We start from the raw sequence: 18731 nt of genomic DNA, 5'->3' as shown, positions 1-18731 counted from the left end.
CGATCGGAGGGTGCTGCCACTCGCGACGCTGCCGGTCGATGTCCTGAAACGGGTCTTCGGCTACGACGCGTTCCGCGGTGAACAGGCCGAGATCATCGAGCACGTGACCGGCGGCGGCGACGCCCTGGTGCTGATGCCGACCGGCGGCGGGAAGTCGCTCTGCTACCAGATCCCCGCGCTGGCCAGGCCTGGCGTCGGGGTGGTCGTCTCACCCCTGATCGCGCTGATGCAGGACCAGGTCGATGCGTTGCGGGCCCTGGGCGTCCGGGCCGGCTTCCTCAACTCGACCCAGGGGCCGGAGGAGCGGCGGGAGGTCGAGGCCGCCTTCGTTGAGGGCGAGCTCGATCTGCTCTATCTCGCGCCGGAACGGCTCCGGGTCGAGTCGACGCTGCGGTTGCTGGACCGGGGCTCGATCGCCTTGTTCGCGATCGACGAAGCGCACTGCGTCGCCCAGTGGGGGCACGACTTCCGGCCGGACTATCTGGCGCTGTCCGAGCTGCACGAGCGCTGGCCGGACGTGCCGCGGATCGCGCTCACCGCGACCGCGACCGCGGCGACCCGGGCCGAGATTGCGACCCGGCTGGACCTGACCGAGGCCCGGCATTTCGTGGCCAGCTTCGACCGGCCCAATATCCAGTACCGGATCGTGGCGAAGAACGAGCCGCGGCGGCAGCTGATCGAGCTGCTGAAGAACGAGCACGCCGGCGACGCCGGGATCGTCTACTGCCTGTCCCGGGCGTCGGTGGAGAAGACGGCCGAGTTCCTGGTCGGGCAGGGCTACACCGCGCTGCCGTACCACGCCGGTCTGGATGCCCGGACCCGCAGCGAGAACCAGTCCCGGTTCCTCCGCGAGGACGGCGTGATCATGGTCGCGACGATCGCCTTCGGGATGGGCATCGACAAGCCCGACGTCCGCTTCGTCGCCCATCTCGACCTGCCGAAGTCGGTCGAGGGCTACTACCAGGAGACCGGGCGGGCCGGCCGCGACGGGCTGCCGTCCACCGCCTGGCTGGCGTACGGGCTCGCCGACGTGGTGCAGCAGCGGAAGATGATCAACGACTCGGAAGGCGACCTCGCGCACCGGCGGCGGCTGTCGCAACACCTGGACGCGATGCTCGCGTTGTGCGAGACCGTCGAGTGCCGGCGGAGCCAGCTGCTGGCCTACTTCGGCCAGCCGGGGGAGGCCTGCGGCAACTGCGACACCTGCCTCACCCCGCCGGAGACCTGGGACGGCACGGTCGCGGCGCAGAAGGTGCTGTCCACCGTCTACCGGCTCGACCGGGAGCGCCGGCAGCGCTTCGGCGCCGGCCAGATCGTCGACATCCTGATCGGCCGGCGCACGCCCAAGGTGGAGCAGTTCAACCATGATCAACTGAGCGTCTTCGGCGTCGGCGCCGAGCTGGGCGAGCCCGAGTGGCGCACAGTGGTCCGCCAGCTGCTGGCCCAGGGCCTGCTCGCCGTCGAGGGCACGTACCAGACGTTCCTGCTGACCGAGGCCAGCCGCGAGGTGCTGTACGAGAACCGCACCGTGTCACTGCGCCGTGATCCGCCGCGCCAGGCCAAGCAGCGGAGCCGGTCTGCTCGGGCCCCGCAGGCCGAGCTGAGCGAGGAGGCCGCGCCGTTGTTCGAGCGGCTGCGGGCCTGGCGGGCCTCGGTCGCCAAGGAGCAGGGCCTGCCCGCCTACGTGATCTTCCACGACGCCACCCTGCGCGAGATCGCGAGCCGCGAGCCGGCCGACCTGACCGAGCTGGGCACGATCAGCGGCGTGGGGGAAAACAAGCTCGCCAAGTACGGCGACCAGGTCCTCGAAGTGCTCGGCGGATCCGCTCCCGCCCAGTCACCCGACGACACAGCCCTACCCCTCGACCCCTGACCGTCCCGACCTCTGCCTTTCGGCCGATCGCGACCCGCACCACCGGTCACGCGACCGCCGCCGACAAGTCGCGCGACCCTCGTCGACGGTCGCGTCGGCAGGCAGCGGTCGCATCGCGGGATAGTCGCATCGGCGCGAGTATTGCTGCGCTTCGCGATGGTGCCGGCGCGACTGCTGTTCGCCCGCGCGACTGTTGTAGCGGTCGCGGCTGCCGATAGTGGTCGCGCCGGGCTCTTGCCGTGAGTCGCTGGTGCTGGCGGCGTTGTTGCCCGACCGGTGGCTTCGGCTTTGCTCGCGAAGCGTTCGCGCAGGTCGGTGCTCGCGGTGGCGCGACTGTTGCGGGCGGGCGCGATCGTTGTGGCGGTCGCGTCGGCAGGCGGCGGTCGCGTCGCGAGATAGTCGCTCGGGCGCGAGTGTTGCTGCGGTTCGCGATGGTGCCGGCGCGACTGTTGTTCCGCCGCGCGACCGTTGTGGCGGTCGCGGCTGCCGATAGTGGTCGCGCCGGACGAGACTGTCGCCTCTGCGCGAGGATCGCTGGCAAGTCTCGTGGTGCCGCGCGACTGTTGTGGGCGGGCGCGATCGTTGTGGCGGTCGCGTCGGCAGGTAGGGGTCGCGTCGCGAGATAGTCGCTCGGGCGCGAGTGTTGCTGCGCTTCGCGGATGGTGCCGGCGCGACTATCGCCTCGGCGCGAGGAGCGCTGGCAAAGCCTCGTGGTGTCGCGCGACTGTTGTGGGCGGGCGCGATCGTTGTGGCGGTCGCGTCGGCAGATTCGGGTCGCGTCGGGCTGGTCGTGAGTGCTTGCTGGCTGATGGTGCCGGATCTGCTACCGAGTCCTGTTTCGGTGCCGCGGGAGCGGTGTTCGCGGCGGCGCGACTGTTGTGGGCGGGCGCGATCGTTGTAGCGGTCGCGTCGGCAGGTGGCGGTCGCGTCGCGAGACAGTCGCTCGGGCGCTTCGCGATGGTGCTGGTGCGCGCGACTGTTGTTCGTCCGCGCGATCGTTGTGGCGGTCGCGTCCGCCGATAGTGGTCGCGTCCGCCGATGCGGCGCCCCGCGAGGGTGGCCTGCCTGGGCTCAGTCGGCTTCGCGCCAGTCGATGCTCTTCAGGTTCTGGCCGTTGACGAAGTACAGGCGGTGGTCGGGGGCGAGGACGATGTGGGCGCCGCCGGTGCCGGCGAGGATCTGCAGGTCCGGGCGCCCGGCGGGACGGATCCTGATCACCTTGCCCCCGATCGAGCCGTAGAGGCGGTTGGTGCTCGGGTCGTAGGCGAGGCTGGTGCCCTGCCAGGTGCCGCCGGGGAAGGTGGACCAGTCGAACGGTGCGATCTCGTAATCGGCGACCTGCTTCCCGTCGACGGTGGAGAGCGCGTGCAGGGTGCCCTTCGTCCCGGCCCAGACCCGGCGGCCGGGAGTGACCTCGAGTGAGGTGACCTGGCGCTGGCCCTCGACCTCGACGTTCCAGAGCAGCTTCCGGGTCAACAGATCGAAGGCGAAGACCCGGGCGTTGTCCTGGGTCGGCTCGACCCCGTTGCCGCCGTAGACCGAGGTGCCGCCGTAGACCACGCCGTTCGCGTACGCCAGCGCGGTGATGCACTGGTCCGGGATCAGCCCGACATAGCGGTCGACGTCGCCGGTCGCGGGGTCGTGGATCGCCAACGCGCCCTGGAGGTTGCCGTAGCCGGGCACGGTCCCGACGGCCAGCAGCCCGCCGGCGTCGGTCAGCGCGAACGGCCGGTCCTGCCCCTCGGCGGTCAGGTTGAACACCTCGGTCGGGTTGCCCGAGCCCAGCGGCTTGGTCGGATCGATCTTCTCGATCTTGGCGCCGGGATAGTGGCCGCCGTAGAGACGGTCGCCGACCGTGGCGAAGCCCTCGGTCTGACCGAGCCGGGCCTGGAACTGCCACTCCTCGGCGGCGGGATCGAAGCTGGCCAGGCCGCCGGAGAAGTAGCCGCCGAAGTGCAGCCGGCCGTCCGGCCCGAGCACCGCGGAGCGCGGCGTGGTCGGGGTGCCGGGCAGGTCGAGGATGTGCTGTTCCTGCTCGCCGGTGGCGATGTCGTAGCGGTCGAGCACGTTGTTGGTCAGGCCGATCACGTACTCCTGGCCGCCGGACTCGACGACGCCGATGCCCTTGCTGCCGATCGCGGCGTCGAGCTCGGTGTCCTCGCCGTCGGGGCTGAGGCGGTGCAGCGTCGAGCCGATGGTGAACCAGGTGTTGCCGGCGGTGTCGCGGCCGACCCGTTGATCGCTGTAGCCGGTGAGCGGGCCGCGGGTCCAGGCCCGGCCGACGGTGTCGTACACGTAGCCGTAGCTGATCTTGGTGCAGTCGAACCGGACCCAGAGATCGGTCCCGGACGTCGCCAGCTCATAGGTGAACTGGCAGCCCTCCCGGCCTTCCGGCAAAGGGATCTCGGACTTGGCGCCGCTGTCGATGTCGATCGCGAACAGCGCCGCCGTCGTCCCCATCCCGGCATAGATCGTGTTGCCGATCACCGCGGTCGAGCGGACGTAGGTGTACGCGGCGCCGAACTCGCCGTAGTCGCGGTACTGCCCGGTCTTCGGGTCGAACGCGGCGACCCGGGCCGGCGGTAGCACCGAGCCGCCGGCGAAACCCTGGAAGGTGCCGGTGTAGGCGATTCCGTCGGCGTCGGTGTCGACCTGCCAGAGGAAGCTGGTCTGCGGATGCGGCCGGCCGGCGTTGATGATCGCGGCGGCCCCGAACGGCAGGTAGTAGAGATTGCCACTGCCGTAGCTCGCCACCCACACCGTGCCGTCCGGGCCGATCTCGACGCCCCACGCGCCGCCGGAATCCGGCATCGGATAGGTCGTGATCACGTCGCCGGCGATCGGGTCGATCTCGGCCAGATAGGCCGGCTTCCCGCTGACCGCCGCCCAGGTCCGCGCGGTGCCGTCGGGCATGGTGCCCGACATGGCGCCGGCAACCGTGGTCGCGGTCAGCGGGATCGCGCCGTGCTCGGCAATCGGCAACGTGACCTCCCTCGTCGCGGCCCGCGCTGCGGCGGCGCCGGGGATGATCATCCCCAGCCCGAGGCCGATGATCAGCACGATCAGTCCCAGCCGGTTACACCGGCCGCCGGTGCGACCGGGCGTGGGTGGTGTCAGGCGATGGAGCGGCATCATCGAGCCCCCGGGGTGAAGAGTTTGTGATGTCCTCAAACCTAGGTATGGGCTGACCGAAACGTCAAGATGTACGGGTCGCGGTCCCAGAATCCACCGACTCCTCGGGTGTCGCCGCCACCGACCTCGTTGCTCGCGGTTCCGCGGCCGGGCCGCTGCTACGGTCTGCGCAGCGGCGGCGGAAAGGGGACGGGATGAGGAAGCGGCGGTATCTGCCGGCCCGAGCACTCGAAGTCCTGCTGATCGCGCTGAGTCTCGTCCTCATGATCAGCGACGACGCCTTGGCGCTGCTGGCCTGGAACCTGGCCGCGATCGGTTACCTGCTGATCCGGGCCCGGCGGGTCCGCCGGGTCCGGCTCGGACGAGATCCGGACTGGCGGGAGGCCCTGTTGCCGCGGCGGCTGGGATTCCTGTTCACGATCTTGATCAGCCTGACCGGCATCGGGGCCGGCCTGGCGATCGTGGTCGGCGACCGCTACGGCGACGCGATCACGCCCGGGATGCCGCCGGAGTTGGCGAACGTGCTCGCGGTGCCGGCGGTGCTGTTGTCCTGGGCGATCCTCCACTTCGGGTACGCCGAGCGGTATGCCCATCTCTATCAGGATGCGCTGCCGGAACGGATCTTGATCTTTCCCGGGCAAGCGGAGCCGACCCTGGTCGAGTTCGCCTACTTCGCCTTCACCGTCGGGGTGTCCTTCGCGGTCTCCGACGTCGAGACGAACTCGACGCCGATCCGGGCCCAACTGCTCGCGCACGCCGTGTTGTCCTTCCTGTACAACACGGCCACGCTCGGCATCGCCATCGGCGTGATCACCGGTAGCAACTGACCGCCCGCTTGGGTGGCGGCGAGTTCGTCACCGGCGACGGACGGTCAGCGTGGCGATGATCACCGCCACGACGATCGTCACGGCCAGCTCGACGACCGCACCAAGATCACCATGGGACGGCATCAGTGCGCCCGCCGCGTTCAGCCCGGCATGGGCCAGGACGGCCGCCCAGACCCCGCCGCGGAGCCGCTCGACGACGAAGATCATTGTGTAGCTGAGCGGGATCATGGAGACGAAGAACGCGGCCGCGCCGACCGTGAACAGCCCGGTCTCGTGCTGCCCGGTCCCCGGCAGCAGGAACAGCGGCACGTGCCAGAGCGCCCAGCCGAGGCCCAACACCGTCGCGGTACGAAGCCGGGTCAGGCTCCGCCGCAGCCGAGGCTGGACGTAGCCGCGCCAGCCGAACTCCTCGGCCAGCGGCCCGGCGATCAAGGTGTAACCGATCACGCCCAGGGCCCCGCCAGCCCCGGCCGCCACTGTCGCCGCATGCGCACCGATGCCGGCCAGATCACCGCCGCTGAACAGCAGGGCGGTGACGATCGCCGGCACCGCGCCGAGCGCCAACCCGGCGACCAGCCCGAGCCCGGAGATCCGCCGGTGCCAGGCCACTCCGGCCGCCGGCCGGATCCGCTCCCGTCGGAATCGCAGCCACATGATCAACGCCGCCAGCGACGGACCGCTGGCGGCGAGCCCGAAGATCAACTGACCGGGCCCGCCGCTGATGTCGGTGCCGGTCAGCCCGAGGACCGTCCAGGGGATCCAGGTCAGCACCAGGCAGATCACCCCGAACTGCACCAGCCGGCGGACCGGTGCCCGCCCCGGTGGTGCGGTCGACGGCTCCGTGGCGACGGAGCGAGTGCGGTCGCTGATGATCATCCGGCGTTCCTCCCGTGGATTTGGATTGTCCTTCGACACTAGGGATTCGCGGCCGGCAGCACCCTGCGGCGAGCCTGCCTCTTCGTGGTGGGGTTAGCCCCAGAACGTCCTTTCGTGATCATGCTTCCGGAGTCATGATCGGAGCCGACGTACGGTCCCGAGGATGGGCGTGACGACCGCGGTGGCGGCGGCGCCGATCGGGGTGTCGGTGGCGAGGATCCACCGGACGGTCTTCATGGCCAGGGTGAGGACCTCACTGCCGCGGGCCCGGAGAGTGGTCTCGTAGTCGTTGATCGCTACGGACAGCGTCTTGTCCTTGGCGCGGACCGCTCGGAGTTGCCGGAGGAGGTCGGCGGCGTCGCGGATGGCGGCGCCGGCGCCCATGCCGGCGGTGGGCGGGGTGGCGTGGACGGCGTCGCCCAGGGCCGTGATCGGCCCGGCGGGCCACGGGGCGAGGTCCTGCGGCTTGCTGGAGGCGGCGTTGAATCGGAAGGCGGCGATGCTGCCGGGATCCGTACGTTCGATCACCTGCAGGACCTGCTCGGTCCAGCGGTGCCCCCGGAACCGGTGCAGGAGGGCGTCGCGGAGCGCGGTGCCGGCCAGCTTCCGCAGCCTGTTGGTCTGGCTGGACTCCGGGAACATCGCGCCCCAGATGTAGGTGGGGCCGGTCGTGATCGCGCTCCGCAGCTCGGGCGCGTCGAGGACGGCTCGGCCGACGGGATCGAGGAATCCGACGTAGAGGGCGGCGCCGCGGGGTCCGATCGTCATGCTCGACCGTGGGCCGAGGCGGAGCTGCTCGATCTCGTCCAAGGCCGGGGATGGAGTGCGGCCGGAGAAGCCGATCAGGCCGGCTGGTTGGTTGGTCGGTCCGCCGGCGAGGTGGCGCGCGACAACGGAGTGGGCGCCGTCGGCGCCAACGATCAGCTCGGCGGTGTGGCGGACCCCATCGGCCAGTGTGACGGAGGGGCCGCTGCCGGAGGAGGGCGCGACCTCGGTGACGGTGTGTCCGAGCTTCAGGCTGTTTCCGGCGGCGTCGGCCAGCAGCAGTCGCAGCGTGATTCGGTCGATGTCGATACTCGGGTCGGAGCCGAGATCGCGGCCCTGGCCGAGCAACCGGCCGCGGCGATCCCAGAACACGTCCGGGTCACGCAGCCGCAAGGCGGACGACGACGCCAGCAGCCGCTCATAGAGGTCGGGCTCGATCAGTTGTTGCAGCGCGAGCTGGGCCCGGCCATCGAGGGTGATGTGATACCCACCGGTGGCCGCGACGTCATGATCACGATCGAACACCACCACCTCGAAGTCGTGTCGGCGCAGCCCGGCGGCCAACGCCAGCCCGCCGATCCCACCCCCGACGACGATGACCCTCAGCCGCTCGTCGTTGGCGCCCACCGGGTCAGGAACTGTTGCTTGATTCATGCGGTCACCGTGTCACCGGTAGTGGCCATGGAGCGGCCACAATTGGAGAATGGGATGGTGAGTGATACGTCACGGCGGGCCCTGCGGCTCCTGACGCTGCTGGCGTCGCGTCGTCGCTGGCCGCTGAACGAGCTGGTGGATCGGCTCGACGTGAGTCCGCGGACCGTACGCCGCGACGTGGAGACGTTGCGCCACCTGGACTATGCGATCGAGGCGATTCGAGGGCCAGGCGGCGGCTATCAACTGGGCAGCAACCAGCGGCTGCCGCCACTGCTGTTCGATGACGACCAGGCGCTGGCGATCGCGGTGTCACTCCAGACGGCGCCCAGCAGCGTCTTCGGTCTCGGCGAGGCTGCCGTACGAGCCCTCGACACGCTGAAGCAGGTGCTGCCGCCGAAGCTCCGAACCACGATGGACGCGATGCACCTGACCCGCCTGCACAACTACTGGGACTTCGCCGCACCGCCCATCGCCGCCGACATCGTCACCACCGTCGGCACCGCGGTGCGCGAACGCCGGATGTTGGAGTTCGACCTGCTCCGTCCCGACGGGACCCGGCCGGAGCCGGCCGAGGCGGACTTCGAACCACCTCGCCGGATCGAACCCCACCATCTGGTCGTCTGGGCCGGCCGGTGGTACGTGGTCGCCTTCGACCTGACCGACCAGGACTGGCGCGTCTACCGGGCCGATCGGATCCACCCGCACTCACTCACCGGTGGCTCGTTCCCGCCACGCCAGGTGCCCGGCGGAAGCGCGGCGCACTACGTCATGACGACCCACGACCGTGGTGATACGCCGGCTCCGTGGCAGTGCATCGGGACGGTCCGGATCGCGCTGCCGGCCCAGACCGTCGCCCGCTGGGCGCCGGGTGGCTCCGTCGTTGAGTTTCTCGATCCGGATCACACCCGACTGACCATCGGCGCCTGGTCCTGGGCCGGCGTCGCCGGGATCCTCGCCACTTTCGACGCCGACATCACCGAACTCGAACCCGCGGACCTCGTCTCCGCCTGTCACGATCTCGCCCAGCGGTGGTCGGCTCTGTGATCCGTGTCAGGAGGGTCCTGCGCGAGCCGCCCAAAACCACCGCCCTGCGCACCATCGGCTGAGCTCCCGTCGCCTGGAGCCCGGTCTTCGCCCCACTTTCTGCTCCTTCGCGCCCACTGAAGGTGGTGCGATGAGCCGGTACGTGGGGCGAAGGCGGGCAAGGCGGGTCACAGGTGGTCATGGTCGTTGCCGGAGGTGTCCGGATGCATTCGGGTGGCCCTCCTCGGACCGCCGTCAGAGCCGCTGTCGAGCTCGCGAAGAGCGACGGCATCGGCGCGCTGGCTGGGCTCGAGCTGTGGCTGCGGCTGCGCGACGCTGGTCGGCACGATCCTGACAGTTCGTTCGCGATCTTCATCCGCAGTGCGTACGTCGCGCTGGAGCAGAAGATCACCGGCTGGCTGACGGTGCTCGCCGATGAAGATCAGCTCGACCCGGCGGCCATTGAGCCGGCGCCGTTCATGATCATGACGTACCTCGACGGCCTCGCCATGCGCCACGTCAACGGGCTCGACGACGATCCCGACGATCTTCGCCGTCGGCTGCGCTGGATGCTCGCCCAACTCCCTCTGCGACAGGAGAACTGATGTCCGTGTTTCGCGATGGTCTTGACGTCATCCGCCGAGATCGCACCGCCCTCCTCGTTCTCGCCGGTGTCTACCTTGCGCTCTTCGGAGAGCGACCCGAGCTTTCTGGTCCACTGGGTCGCGCTGTTGATCGAGGGCGCGGCGTACGTGCTCGTCGCCTGGGTGCAGGGCCTGATCTTCGTCCTGTGACCGCGGCTCGTATAAGTCTGCGCTAATATGAGAAGCCGGAGCGAACGTACCGCAACGAGATCCGAGGCATCCGCATGAAATACACCGTCACCATCGAGATCGCCCTGCCGCTGCAGAAGGTGGTGCAGCTGCTCGCCGATCTCACGTTGGTGCCGAAGTGGCTGCGCGGACTGGTGCTGCACGAGCCGCTGAACGGGATGCACGGTGAGGTCGGGACCAGGTCGCGCGTGGTGCTGCGGACGGGCCAGCAGGAGCTGGAGGCCGTCGAGACGATCACGCGCCGGGAGCCGGCGAATCTGCAGGAGATCCCGAGCGGCACCGTCGTCCGGTTCGAACGCGAGATCGTCGCTCAAGGCATGTGGAGCGCCGGGCGGGAGCGGCTCACGGAAGCCGGTCCGGAGACGACGGTCTGGGCGAGTGAGAACGAATACCGCTTCAGCAGCCTGCCGATGCGACTCATGGCGCTGTTCATGGGGGCTTCCTTCCGCAAGCAGTCACTCCTGCACATGCGGGATTTCAAGGCGTTCGCCGAGCAGGGAACGGACGTTCGCGACGCGACGGACTGAGCCCGCGTTGTCGTGAGACGGTCGGTTGCCCTGGTGTGAAGTGGGTCACGGATTGTCACAGGCTGGGCGGTCGGCGGTGTCCCATGGTCGACCACCGAGGCCGAGAGGACAGCCAATGACCGAAGCAGTGATCGTTGTCGGAGCGGGTTATGCGGGCGTGATCGCCGCCAACCGGATCGCCACCGGGGCCCGCGACGCGGCTCGGGTGACCGTGATCAATCCGCGGGCGGATTTCGTCGAGCGGATCCGGCTGCACCAGTACGCGGTCGATTCCGGATCGGCGCGGATCGAGCTGCGCACGCTGCTCGACGACCGGGTCCGGTTGGTCCTCGGCACGGTGACGAAGATCGATGACGGCTCGGTCGAGCTGGCCGACGGTGCCCGGCTGCCGTACGACCGGCTGGTCTATGCGGTCGGCAGCGCCGGGGCGGTGCCGGTGGTGCCCGGGCCGCTGTTCCGGTTGGACGACGTGGACCAGGCCGAGCGGACCCGGACGGCGCTGGCCGTGCTGACGGGTGGCACCGTCACCTTCGTCGGCGGCGGGCTGACCGGGATCGAGGCGGCGGCCGAGGCCGCGGGGGCACGACCGGATCTAAGAATCCGGCTGATCAGCCAGGGTGAGCTGGCGGCGTCGCTGCGGCCGGCCGAGCGGGCCCGGATGCGGGCCTCGCTGCGGCGGCAGGGGGTCGAGGTGATCGAGGGGCAGCGGGTCACCGCGGTCACCGAGCGGGCGGTGATCACCGGAACCGGCAGCCATCCGACCGACCTGGCGATCTGGTCCGGCTCGTTCGGCGTGCCCGAGCTGGCCCGGCGCAGCGGGCTGCCGGTCGATCGGGCCGGCCGGCTGATCGTCGACGAGACGCTGACCAGCACCGGCGACCGCCGGATCGTCGGCGCCGGCGACGCGATCGCCGCGCCGGCGTCGGTCGGCTTCGTCCGGATGAGCTGTCAGGCGGCGCTGCCGCTCGGCCGCGCCGCCGCCGGGACCGTGCTGGCCCGGCTGCGGGACCGCACGCCCGACCCGGTGACGATCTCGTACGTGCTGCAGTGCGTCAGCCTCGGTCGGAGTGACGGCGCGGTGCACGCGGTGGGCCACGACGACCGTTCCCGCGGCGTGTCGTTCGGTGGCCTGGCGGCAGCCTGGGTGAAGGAACGGATCTGCAGGTTTACGGTACGAACCATGCGCGGGACGATCGACCGGCCCAGTCGGGCCGGCGCCACCGAGCGGATCGCGGCCTGATGGAGACCCCGGATCCGGACGCGGGCTTCGATCCGGCGGCCGAGTTCACCCGGCATCGCCGGATGCTGTTCACGCTCGCGTACGAGATCCTCGGTCGCGCGGGCGAGGTCGAGGACGTGCTGCAGGACAGCTGGCTGCGCTGGTCCGCGGTCGACCACGATCGGGTCGACAACCCACGGGCCTACCTGGCCCGGCTGGTCAGCCGGCAGGCCCTGAACCGGCTGCGGACGGTGGCCCGGCTGCGCGAGGACTACGTCGGGCCGTGGCTGCCGGAGCCGATCCGCACCGACGGGCCCGACCCGGCCGCCGAACTCGAGCGTTCCGACGAGCTGTCGGTCGCGATGCTGCTGGTGCTGGAGACGCTGACCCCGGACGAGCGGGCGGTCTTCGTGCTGCACGAGGCGTTCGGCTATCCGCACCCGGAGATCGCCACCGCTCTGGGCAAGTCCCCGGCGGCGGTGCGGCAGCTGGCCCATCGGGCTCGGTCCCACGTGCAGGCGCGCCGTCCGCGATTCACGGTGTCGGCCGGTCGGGCCCGCGGTCTGGCCGAGGCGTTCGTCACCGCGGCCACCACCGGGGACCTGGACTCGATGGTGGCCATGCTGGCGCCGGACGCGGTGCAACTGTCCGACGGCGGTGGCAAGGTGTCCGCGGCGCGGCGGCCGGTGCGCGGCCGGGACAAGATCGCCCGGCTGCTGGCCGGGCTGGCCACCCTGCCGGGGCTGACCTACAGTGCCGTGACCTACAACGGCCTGCCGGGGTTCGAGGTCCGCCGCGACGGACTGCTGGACACGATCGGCCTGCTGCAGGTCGTTGACCGGGACGGGGCACTGATGATCACCGACGTCTACCTCGTCCGCAATCCCGACAAGCTGGCCCATCTGGGCTGAGGCTCCAAGATCACACCGGGCGCAGCGGCGCGAGGCGAGCGGTGAGCTGGGTCAGCCGTTCCCGGGTCGTGATCAAGAAACTGTTCTCGCCCTGCAGGGCGCGCTGGAACCCGTCCAGCTCCTCGTCCGTGACCGACTCGGAGAAGGTCCGGAACTCGGTCAGGTCGAGCCGTCGGTTGAGTTCGTGCACGGTGTCGCGCCAGCGGTGTAGCTGGGTGACCAGGTCGGTGTCGCGGTGCCCGACCAGCACTCCGGAGACCAGGGCGACGTCCACCGCCGAGACCACCAGCCGGGGATAGATCTGGCGTCGCCGGCCGCTCCCGGTGAAGCGCTCGTCGGAGAGCACCCGTTCGTTCTCGCGCAGCTCGTCGATCACCGCGGCCACCACCTCGCGCCGCCGCTCGGCTTCCCGGGTCAGCCGGTCGACGAAGATCCCGGTCAGTCCGGCGACCAGGGTGAGGGAGTTGACCGCCGGCTCCCAGCGGGTGTTCTCCGGCCAGAAGAACCAGACCACGCCGAGGACGAACGCCACCCCCAGCAGCCCGTACGTCACGACGGTGATCATGGTCCGCCGGAGCGGCCCGTCGATCACCGACGATCCCACATCTCGTCGGCGACGGTGCGCCGGGTGCCCTGGGCTCCCTTCGGTGCCAGCAGCAGCAGATCGAGCCCGAACGGGGTGGGCCGCCGGGTGTGCCGGAACTGCGAGTGGGCGCTTTCGATCAAGGTCAGCTCACAACCGGCGAGCAGTCGCTGCAACCGGCCGGCGGAGAACTTACGGGTGGTGAGGAGCCGGATCGTGTCGCCGATCGGCAGCACCAGCTCGGTGTGGTCCGGCAGCCCCATCCGGATCTCGTCGTCGGTGTCGTTCTCGTACATGATCTTGACCAGCAGGGCGTCGTCGTCCTCGATGAAGCCGCGGAACTTCACCCGGTCGTAGTCGATCCGCAGATCCGTGTTGTAACGCAGCGCGCTGGTCACGAACTCGGCGAAGGCCCGGGTCCGGTGATATTCGTCGGCCGCCTCGGCCGCAGCCTCCTCGTCGATCCGGGTGGTGGTGGCGACCTCGAGCAGCAGCCGGTCCTGCGGCCGCAGTGCCCGGGTGATCGTGGCCAGCGCGTCCTGATCGCTCTCGAAGTTGGCCAGCGTATTGCCGGTCAGGGTGTAGAGGAGCGGCTCGTCGCCGATCAGTCGGTTGAGCATCTGGCGCAACTCGTCGAGATTGCTCGCCAGCGAGAAGTCGAGCTGGATCGGCAGCACCTGGGCCATCGGGAACGGGATGCCGCGGACCGGTTCCATCACGCCCAGCCGCAGCATCTCCGAGCTCATGTCGACCGGCAGATAGAACATGTCCGGCCGGGTCCGGTGCAGATCGGCCAGGATCGTCCGGTCCTTCTGCCCGTTGCCGACACCCAGGCTGACCAGATGGACGCCGTCGAGATGCGGTTTGATCTTGGCCCAGTGCCGCTGGAACGACTCCGAGCCGGCCTTCATCACCAGATAGAACGGGTCGCTGCAGGCGTGGGCCCAGGCGATCGTCGGCCCGATCCCCCAGTAGGAGAAGCCCGAACTGATCTGCTTGCCGTCGCCGGTCTCGGAGTAGCCGCCGCGCAACTCGCCTGTCAGCGTCGCCAACTTGTCGGTCTGGTCCTCGCCGACCAGCAGCAGCGACCAGGAGAAGTCGTCGTCGGCCAACGCTCGTTCGAGCCTTCTGATCACCGGCTCGTCGGTCACCCGCATCCACCCCTCTGGTTTCCCCCAAGATTACCGGCTGCCCGACCTACCGGTCGTCGAATCTGATCAGTGGCCGGAGAGACCGGGCCCGCCGACGAACGCGACACCGGCGCCGGAGAGCTCGGCGTCGTCGATCTCGGCCGGTACGAAAGCGGCCTGACCCCGGCTGAGCGTCAGGTCCGCACCGGCGGCGGAGACCATGATCGTTCCGGCCGCGGCCAGCAGCACCCGGCCGGTGCCCGGGGCGGGCAGCGGCAGGGTGGCACCGTCCGGCTCGAGCCGCCACAGCCCGAACTCCGGGGCCGGGGTCCGGTAGTGGAACACGCCCGGCGACGGCTCGTCGATCGGCACCAGGCCCGGCATCCCCGGGGTGAAGTCGAGCAGCTTGATCAACTCGTCGACGTCGATGTATTTGCCGGTCAGCCCGCCGCGGAGCACGTTGTCGGAGTTGGCCATGATCTCCACGCCGGTGCCGCTGAGATAGGCGTGCAGATTGCCGGCCGGCAGGAAGATCGCCTGGTACGGGCCGTAGGAGACGCGGTTCATCAGCAGCGCGGCGAGCACCCCCGGATCACCGGGATAGTGGGTCGCGACCTCGACCGCCGTCGCGCCGAACTCGTCCAGCCGGCGCCCCTGTCGGTCGAGGGCGGAGGAGACCACGTCGTCGATCACGCCGCGCCGGTCCTCCGGCAGCCGGAGCAGCCGGCCGAACACCTCGGCCAGCGCCTCGGGACCGCCGTCGGCCAGGGGCGCGACCAGCTCGAGCGCGGCCGGCACCTCGAGCCGCTCGAACATCGCGTACGTCAGCTCCGGCTCACGAAACCCGCACAGCGCCTGCACCGGCGCCAGGGCACACAACGCCTCCGGCTTGGGCCAGTCGTCCCGGTAGGTCCGGTTCGGCGCGTCCCGTGCGATGCCGGCCGCGTCCTCGCGGGCAAAGCCGTGCTCGGCCTGCTCCCGGGACGGGTGGGCCTGCAGCGACAACGGCCGGGCCGCCGCCAGCACTTTCATCAGGTACGGCAGCCGCGGGCCGAACCGGGCCACCGGCTCGGCGCCGATCCGCCGCTCCGGCGCCGCCGCCAGGAACTCGGCCAGACCTTGATCATCATTGAGCCGGCTCGGCCCCTGCGGATGCGTCCCGAGCCACAGCTCGGCCTGCGGTCCGCCGGTCGGCTCGGTGCCCAGGAACTCGGGGATGGACGTGGTCGAGCCCCACGGGTACGGCTGGATCGTCCCGGTCAGTCGGTTGATCATGAGTCGCTGGAACGTGCCTCGACTGACTTCGCGTCGCCCGTCTTCGACGCGGTCGGATCCGCCTCGACGGGGTGTTCCAGGGCTGATCGTTCCTGGGCCGATCGCGGTCGCGACTGGGCGGTCTCGACGCCGGCGATCCACCGGTCCAGCGTGCGCATCGACGACAGGGTCGACTCCCAGGGCACCATCGGCGAGGAGAGCTCACCGGCCCGCATACACCGCATCACTTCCTGCGCCTGGTAACCGTAGCCGCCGCCCGGCCACTGGTTGATCAAGATCTCCGGCTTCGCGTCCCGGTCGGTGCCGCGCCGGATCGCCACCTCGGGCGGCCGGATGAACTCGTCGATGATCACCTGCCCGTTGCTGCCGAAGATCTCCAGCCGGGTCGGCAGGTTGGCCTCGAGGCTGCAGACCACGGAGGCGGTCGCGGCCGGCCGGCCGTCCCGCGGGTCGTAGCCGAGCAGGGCCGCGGCGTGGGCGTCGACGCCGGTGCCGCTCAGGTTTCCGTACCCGATCACCCGGTCCGGCTCGCCGAGGAACAGATCGACCAGGTGCACCGGGTAGACCCCGAGGTCGAGCACGCCGCCGCCGGCCTGGGCCGGGTCGAGCAGTCGATGATCATCGGGCCCGTCGAAGGCGAAGCCGAAGGTGCAGGTGATGTGCTTGACGTCGCCGATCTCGCCGGCGGTGACCAGCTCCGCGGTCTGGCGGATCAGCGGGTTGGTCCGGGTCCACAGCGCTTCCATCAGGAACAGCCCGCGATCACGGGCCCGGGAGATCAACACGCTCGCCCGCGGCTCGGAGACGGTGATCGGCTTCTCGATCAACACCGCCTTGCCGGCATCCAGACAGAGCAGCGCGGACTCGAAATGATCACTGTGCACCGAGGCGATGTAGACGACGTCCACGTCGGGATCGGCGATCAGGTCGGCGTAGGTTCCGTAGGCGCGGGCGAAGCCGTACTGCTGGGCGAACTCGTCCGCCTTCGCCTGCGACCGGGACCCGATGGCCACCAGTTCGGCCTCGTCTGGAAGCAGGGCGAGATCCGCCGCGAACACCCCCGCGATGTGGCCGGCGCCGAGAATCCCCCACCCGATGCGATCCGTCATGACCACCATCAAACCGTATTCGCTCCGATCCCGTCTCGCCGGTGACCGACGTTGGAGACACGGGAGTGGAATCGCTTGCTAGTCTCGGGCTCGGCACCACGTACGGCCTGTTGGGCCCGCGGGAGCCACGGCGCGGTGAATGACATGACTGTGATTCCGCCCTACTATGAGAAACATGGTGGCCGCGACGAACCCCGAACATCAGCCCGTCGACCCCACAGAGACCTTGAGCGAACGCGATTCCGACATCCTGGCCTTCGAGCGCCACTGGTGGAAGTTTGCCGGCGCCAAGGAGCAGGCGATCCGGGAACGCTTCGAGCTGTCGGCGACCCGCTACTACCAGGTCCTGAACGCCCTGATCGACAAGCCCGAGGCCCTGGCCCACGACCCGCTGCTGGTCAAGCGGCTGCGCCGGCTGCGCGCCAACCGCCAGCGCGAGCGCTCCGCCCGCCGCCTCGGCATCGACCTCAACATCGACGCTTGACTGCACCTTCGTTCGTCCCCTGAGCCTGTCGAAGGGCGGGCCCGATGAGTGACCTCCTGGCCTCATCGGCCGAACTGGCCGCCCACTGGAATCTGACCCTCGGCCCCCGCCTGCCTGGCGGCTCCGCCGGCGAGGTCCGCGCCGTCACCCGCGCCGACGGCACCCCGGCCGTCCTGAAGATCTCCAAGCCGCACCGCGAGGCCCGCTGCGAGGTCGACGCCCTGGCCGCCTGGATCGGCAACGGCGCGATCCGCCTGCTGGAGCGTGACGACGACCGCTGGGCCATGCTGCTGGAGCGCTGCCACCCCGGCACCCCGCTCGCCGCCGCCGGCGCCGACCTCGCGCTGGATGTCCTCGCCGACCTGCTGCCCCGACTGTGGATCCCGGACCCCGCAGGCCCGTTCGACACGCTCGCCGAGGAATCCCGGCTCTGGCTCGACGAACTGCCGGCCGAGTGGGAGGAGTCCGGTCGGGCGTACGATCGCCGGCTGCTCGACGTCGCCCTGGAACTGCTCGCCTGGCTGCCCGGCACCCAGGGCGAACAGGTCTTGGTGAACCAGGACCTGCACGGCGACAACGTGATCGCCGCCGAGCGCGAGCCGTGGCTGCTGATCGACCCGAAGCCCTTGCTGGGGGAGCGGGAGTTCGCCGTCGCACCGATCGTCCGCTCCGGCGAACTCGGCTTCTCCCGCACCCAGGTGCTGGGCCGGCTCGACCGGCTCTGCGGCGATCACGGCCTGGACCGGGACCGAGCCAAGGGCTGGACCATCGCCCAGACCATGGCCTGGGTGATGGACGAGGACGGCGACCCGTACCCCGGCTCCCTCGAGCTCGTCGAGTGGTTGCTCGCCGACTGAGTCAGTCCACCGGCTCGGGTCTGGTCGTGGGGACATAGCCGCCGCTCTCCAGGCCGGCCTGACGCTCGAAGAAGTTGCCGGTGGCGCGGTCGCCGGTGCGGAACACCGACCACAGCATGCAGGCCGAGTAGGCGAAGAGGAACGGCAGGCCGAGGCAATAGAGCCATTGCCAGGTGTGGCCCTCCTCGTGCTCGAGCAGCCGCGGGTTGCGGCGCAGCTGCTCGTCCCAGCTGCCGCGGGTGATCAGCACGTTGCCGACCGTGAACGCCGTCGCGTACGGGAAGCCGGGCCGATAGCCCTCGGCCAGCACCAGCCCACGCGGCCCGGCCACGAACCGGGCGCCGCCGATCCGGGCGGCCAGCAGGCCCAACGGGGTGCCCAGGGTGATCACGTTGCCGATCCGGCGCAGCTGATACCGCAGCCTCATCGCTGCCCACCTCCCGGCTCGATGTCCACGATGCGGGCACCGATCTTGTCATCTGAGAATGCATTCGAGGTTCTGCCGCTTCGGACCTTACGCTGGCATTCGCTCCTCTGGGGCGCTCATCAAGAGGGGATGAGGGATTCGGCCCGATGACTCCCCGGCAACCGGCCTACCACAGGTCCAGGTGCCAATTCCGACTCGGCGACAGTCGACCGAGACAGATGACGAA

At 70.0% G+C, this 18731-nt stretch carries 18 protein-coding genes and 1 riboswitch; of the genes, 10 read left to right on the top strand and 8 right to left on the bottom strand.

The window, feature by feature from the left end; all coding sequences use genetic code 11:
• Positions 1-10 precede the first annotated feature (10 nt).
• A complete protein-coding gene (gene recQ / locus FNH24_RS30210) occupies positions 11-1873 on the top strand; it encodes a DNA helicase RecQ (RefSeq protein WP_246187153.1) in 1863 nt (620 codons plus the stop codon).
• Between the two features lie 1071 nt (positions 1874-2944).
• Here the strand turns inward: recQ and FNH24_RS30205 are convergent.
• Positions 2945-4933, bottom strand: coding sequence for an NHL repeat-containing protein (locus FNH24_RS30205; protein WP_152365977.1), 1989 nt, complete (start codon positions 4931-4933; stop codon positions 2945-2947).
• Between the two features lie 266 nt (positions 4934-5199).
• On the opposite strand from FNH24_RS30205, the gene FNH24_RS30200 reads away from it, so the two are divergent.
• Positions 5200-5832, top strand: a complete 633-nt coding sequence (locus FNH24_RS30200) for a DUF1345 domain-containing protein (protein WP_152365976.1) — start codon at positions 5200-5202, stop codon at positions 5830-5832.
• 27 nt (positions 5833-5859) lie between these two features.
• Here the strand turns inward: FNH24_RS30200 and FNH24_RS30195 are convergent, their stop codons facing one another.
• Together FNH24_RS30195 and FNH24_RS30190 are read right to left on the bottom strand one after the other, a co-directional pair.
• A complete protein-coding gene (locus FNH24_RS30195; protein WP_152365975.1) occupies positions 5860-6708 on the bottom strand; it encodes a type II CAAX endopeptidase family protein in 849 nt (282 codons plus the stop codon).
• Between the two features lie 132 nt (positions 6709-6840).
• A complete protein-coding gene (locus FNH24_RS30190) occupies positions 6841-8127 on the bottom strand; it encodes an FAD-dependent oxidoreductase (RefSeq protein ID WP_217428636.1) in 1287 nt (428 codons plus the stop codon).
• A gap of 54 nt (positions 8128-8181) precedes the next feature.
• Here FNH24_RS30190 and FNH24_RS30185 point away from each other — a divergent pair, with 54 nt between their 5' ends.
• The 6 genes from FNH24_RS30185 to sigJ all read left to right on the top strand — a co-directional run bounded on the left by FNH24_RS30185 (position 8182) and on the right by sigJ (position 12640).
• Positions 8182-9171, top strand: coding sequence for a helix-turn-helix transcriptional regulator (locus FNH24_RS30185; protein WP_217428635.1), 990 nt, complete (start codon positions 8182-8184; stop codon positions 9169-9171).
• A 203-nt stretch (positions 9172-9374) separates the two neighbouring features.
• Positions 9375-9755 (top strand): hypothetical protein, encoded by a 381-nt coding sequence (locus FNH24_RS30180; RefSeq protein WP_152365974.1) that lies wholly within the window; start codon positions 9375-9377, stop codon positions 9753-9755.
• Positions 9756-9821: 66 nt separating this feature from the next.
• Entirely contained in the window at positions 9822-9944 is a 123-nt protein-coding gene (locus FNH24_RS32550) for a hypothetical protein (RefSeq protein ID WP_281351114.1), read from the top strand.
• 74 nt (positions 9945-10018) lie between these two features.
• Positions 10019-10510 carry an SRPBCC family protein gene (locus tag FNH24_RS30175; protein WP_152365973.1) on the top strand — a complete coding sequence of 164 codons (492 nt, stop codon included), beginning with the start codon at positions 10019-10021 and terminating at the stop codon, positions 10508-10510.
• Positions 10511-10625: 115 nt separating this feature from the next.
• A complete protein-coding gene (locus FNH24_RS30170) occupies positions 10626-11750 on the top strand; it encodes an NAD(P)/FAD-dependent oxidoreductase (protein WP_152365972.1) in 1125 nt (374 codons plus the stop codon).
• Positions 11750-12640: an RNA polymerase sigma factor SigJ gene (gene sigJ, locus FNH24_RS30165; RefSeq protein ID WP_152365971.1), complete on the top strand. Its 891-nt coding sequence runs from the start codon at positions 11750-11752 to the stop codon at positions 12638-12640. Before FNH24_RS30170 ends, sigJ begins: the two co-directional genes overlap by 1 nt.
• A 10-nt stretch (positions 12641-12650) precedes the next feature.
• Here sigJ and FNH24_RS30160 read toward each other — a convergent pair whose 3' ends face one another.
• The 4 genes from FNH24_RS30160 to FNH24_RS30145 all read right to left on the bottom strand — a co-directional run bounded on the left by FNH24_RS30160 (position 12651) and on the right by FNH24_RS30145 (position 16737).
• Positions 12651-13232 carry a hypothetical protein gene (locus FNH24_RS30160; RefSeq protein WP_152365970.1) on the bottom strand — a complete coding sequence of 194 codons (582 nt, stop codon included), beginning with the start codon at positions 13230-13232 and terminating at the stop codon, positions 12651-12653.
• Positions 13229-14374: an L-histidine N(alpha)-methyltransferase gene (locus FNH24_RS30155; RefSeq protein ID WP_152365969.1), complete on the bottom strand. Its 1146-nt coding sequence runs from the start codon at positions 14372-14374 to the stop codon at positions 13229-13231. Before FNH24_RS30155 ends, FNH24_RS30160 begins: the two co-directional genes overlap by 4 nt.
• A gap of 66 nt (positions 14375-14440) precedes the next feature.
• Positions 14441-15628, bottom strand: a complete 1188-nt coding sequence (manA, locus tag FNH24_RS30150; protein ID WP_217428634.1) for a mannose-6-phosphate isomerase, class I — start codon at positions 15626-15628, stop codon at positions 14441-14443.
• A complete protein-coding gene (locus FNH24_RS30145) occupies positions 15625-16737 on the bottom strand; it encodes a Gfo/Idh/MocA family protein (RefSeq protein ID WP_217428633.1) in 1113 nt (370 codons plus the stop codon). Before FNH24_RS30145 ends, manA begins: the two co-directional genes overlap by 4 nt.
• A 175-nt stretch (positions 16738-16912) precedes the next feature.
• On the opposite strand from FNH24_RS30145, the gene FNH24_RS30140 reads away from it, so the two are divergent.
• Both FNH24_RS30140 and FNH24_RS30135 read left to right on the top strand, forming a co-directional pair.
• Positions 16913-17221: a DUF3263 domain-containing protein gene (locus FNH24_RS30140; RefSeq protein WP_152365968.1), complete on the top strand. Its 309-nt coding sequence runs from the start codon at positions 16913-16915 to the stop codon at positions 17219-17221.
• A 44-nt stretch (positions 17222-17265) separates the two neighbouring features.
• Positions 17266-18078, top strand: coding sequence for an aminoglycoside phosphotransferase family protein (locus FNH24_RS30135; protein ID WP_152365967.1), 813 nt, complete (start codon positions 17266-17268; stop codon positions 18076-18078).
• Position 18079: 1 nt separating this feature from the next.
• On the opposite strand, the gene FNH24_RS30130 is transcribed toward FNH24_RS30135, so the two are convergent.
• On the bottom strand, positions 18080-18505 hold the full coding sequence (locus tag FNH24_RS30130; protein ID WP_170304548.1) for a hypothetical protein: 426 nt from the start codon (positions 18503-18505) through the stop codon (positions 18080-18082).
• Positions 18506-18618: 113 nt separating this feature from the next.
• A riboswitch (SAM riboswitch) is annotated at positions 18619-18729 on the top strand.
• Positions 18730-18731: the final 2 nt, after the last annotated feature.

It is taken from the genome of Microlunatus speluncae, assembly GCF_009299835.1.
GTDB lineage: Bacteria > Actinomycetota > Actinomycetes > Propionibacteriales > Propionibacteriaceae > Microlunatus > Microlunatus speluncae.
This window is presented reverse-complemented; position numbering and strand designations above follow the sequence as displayed.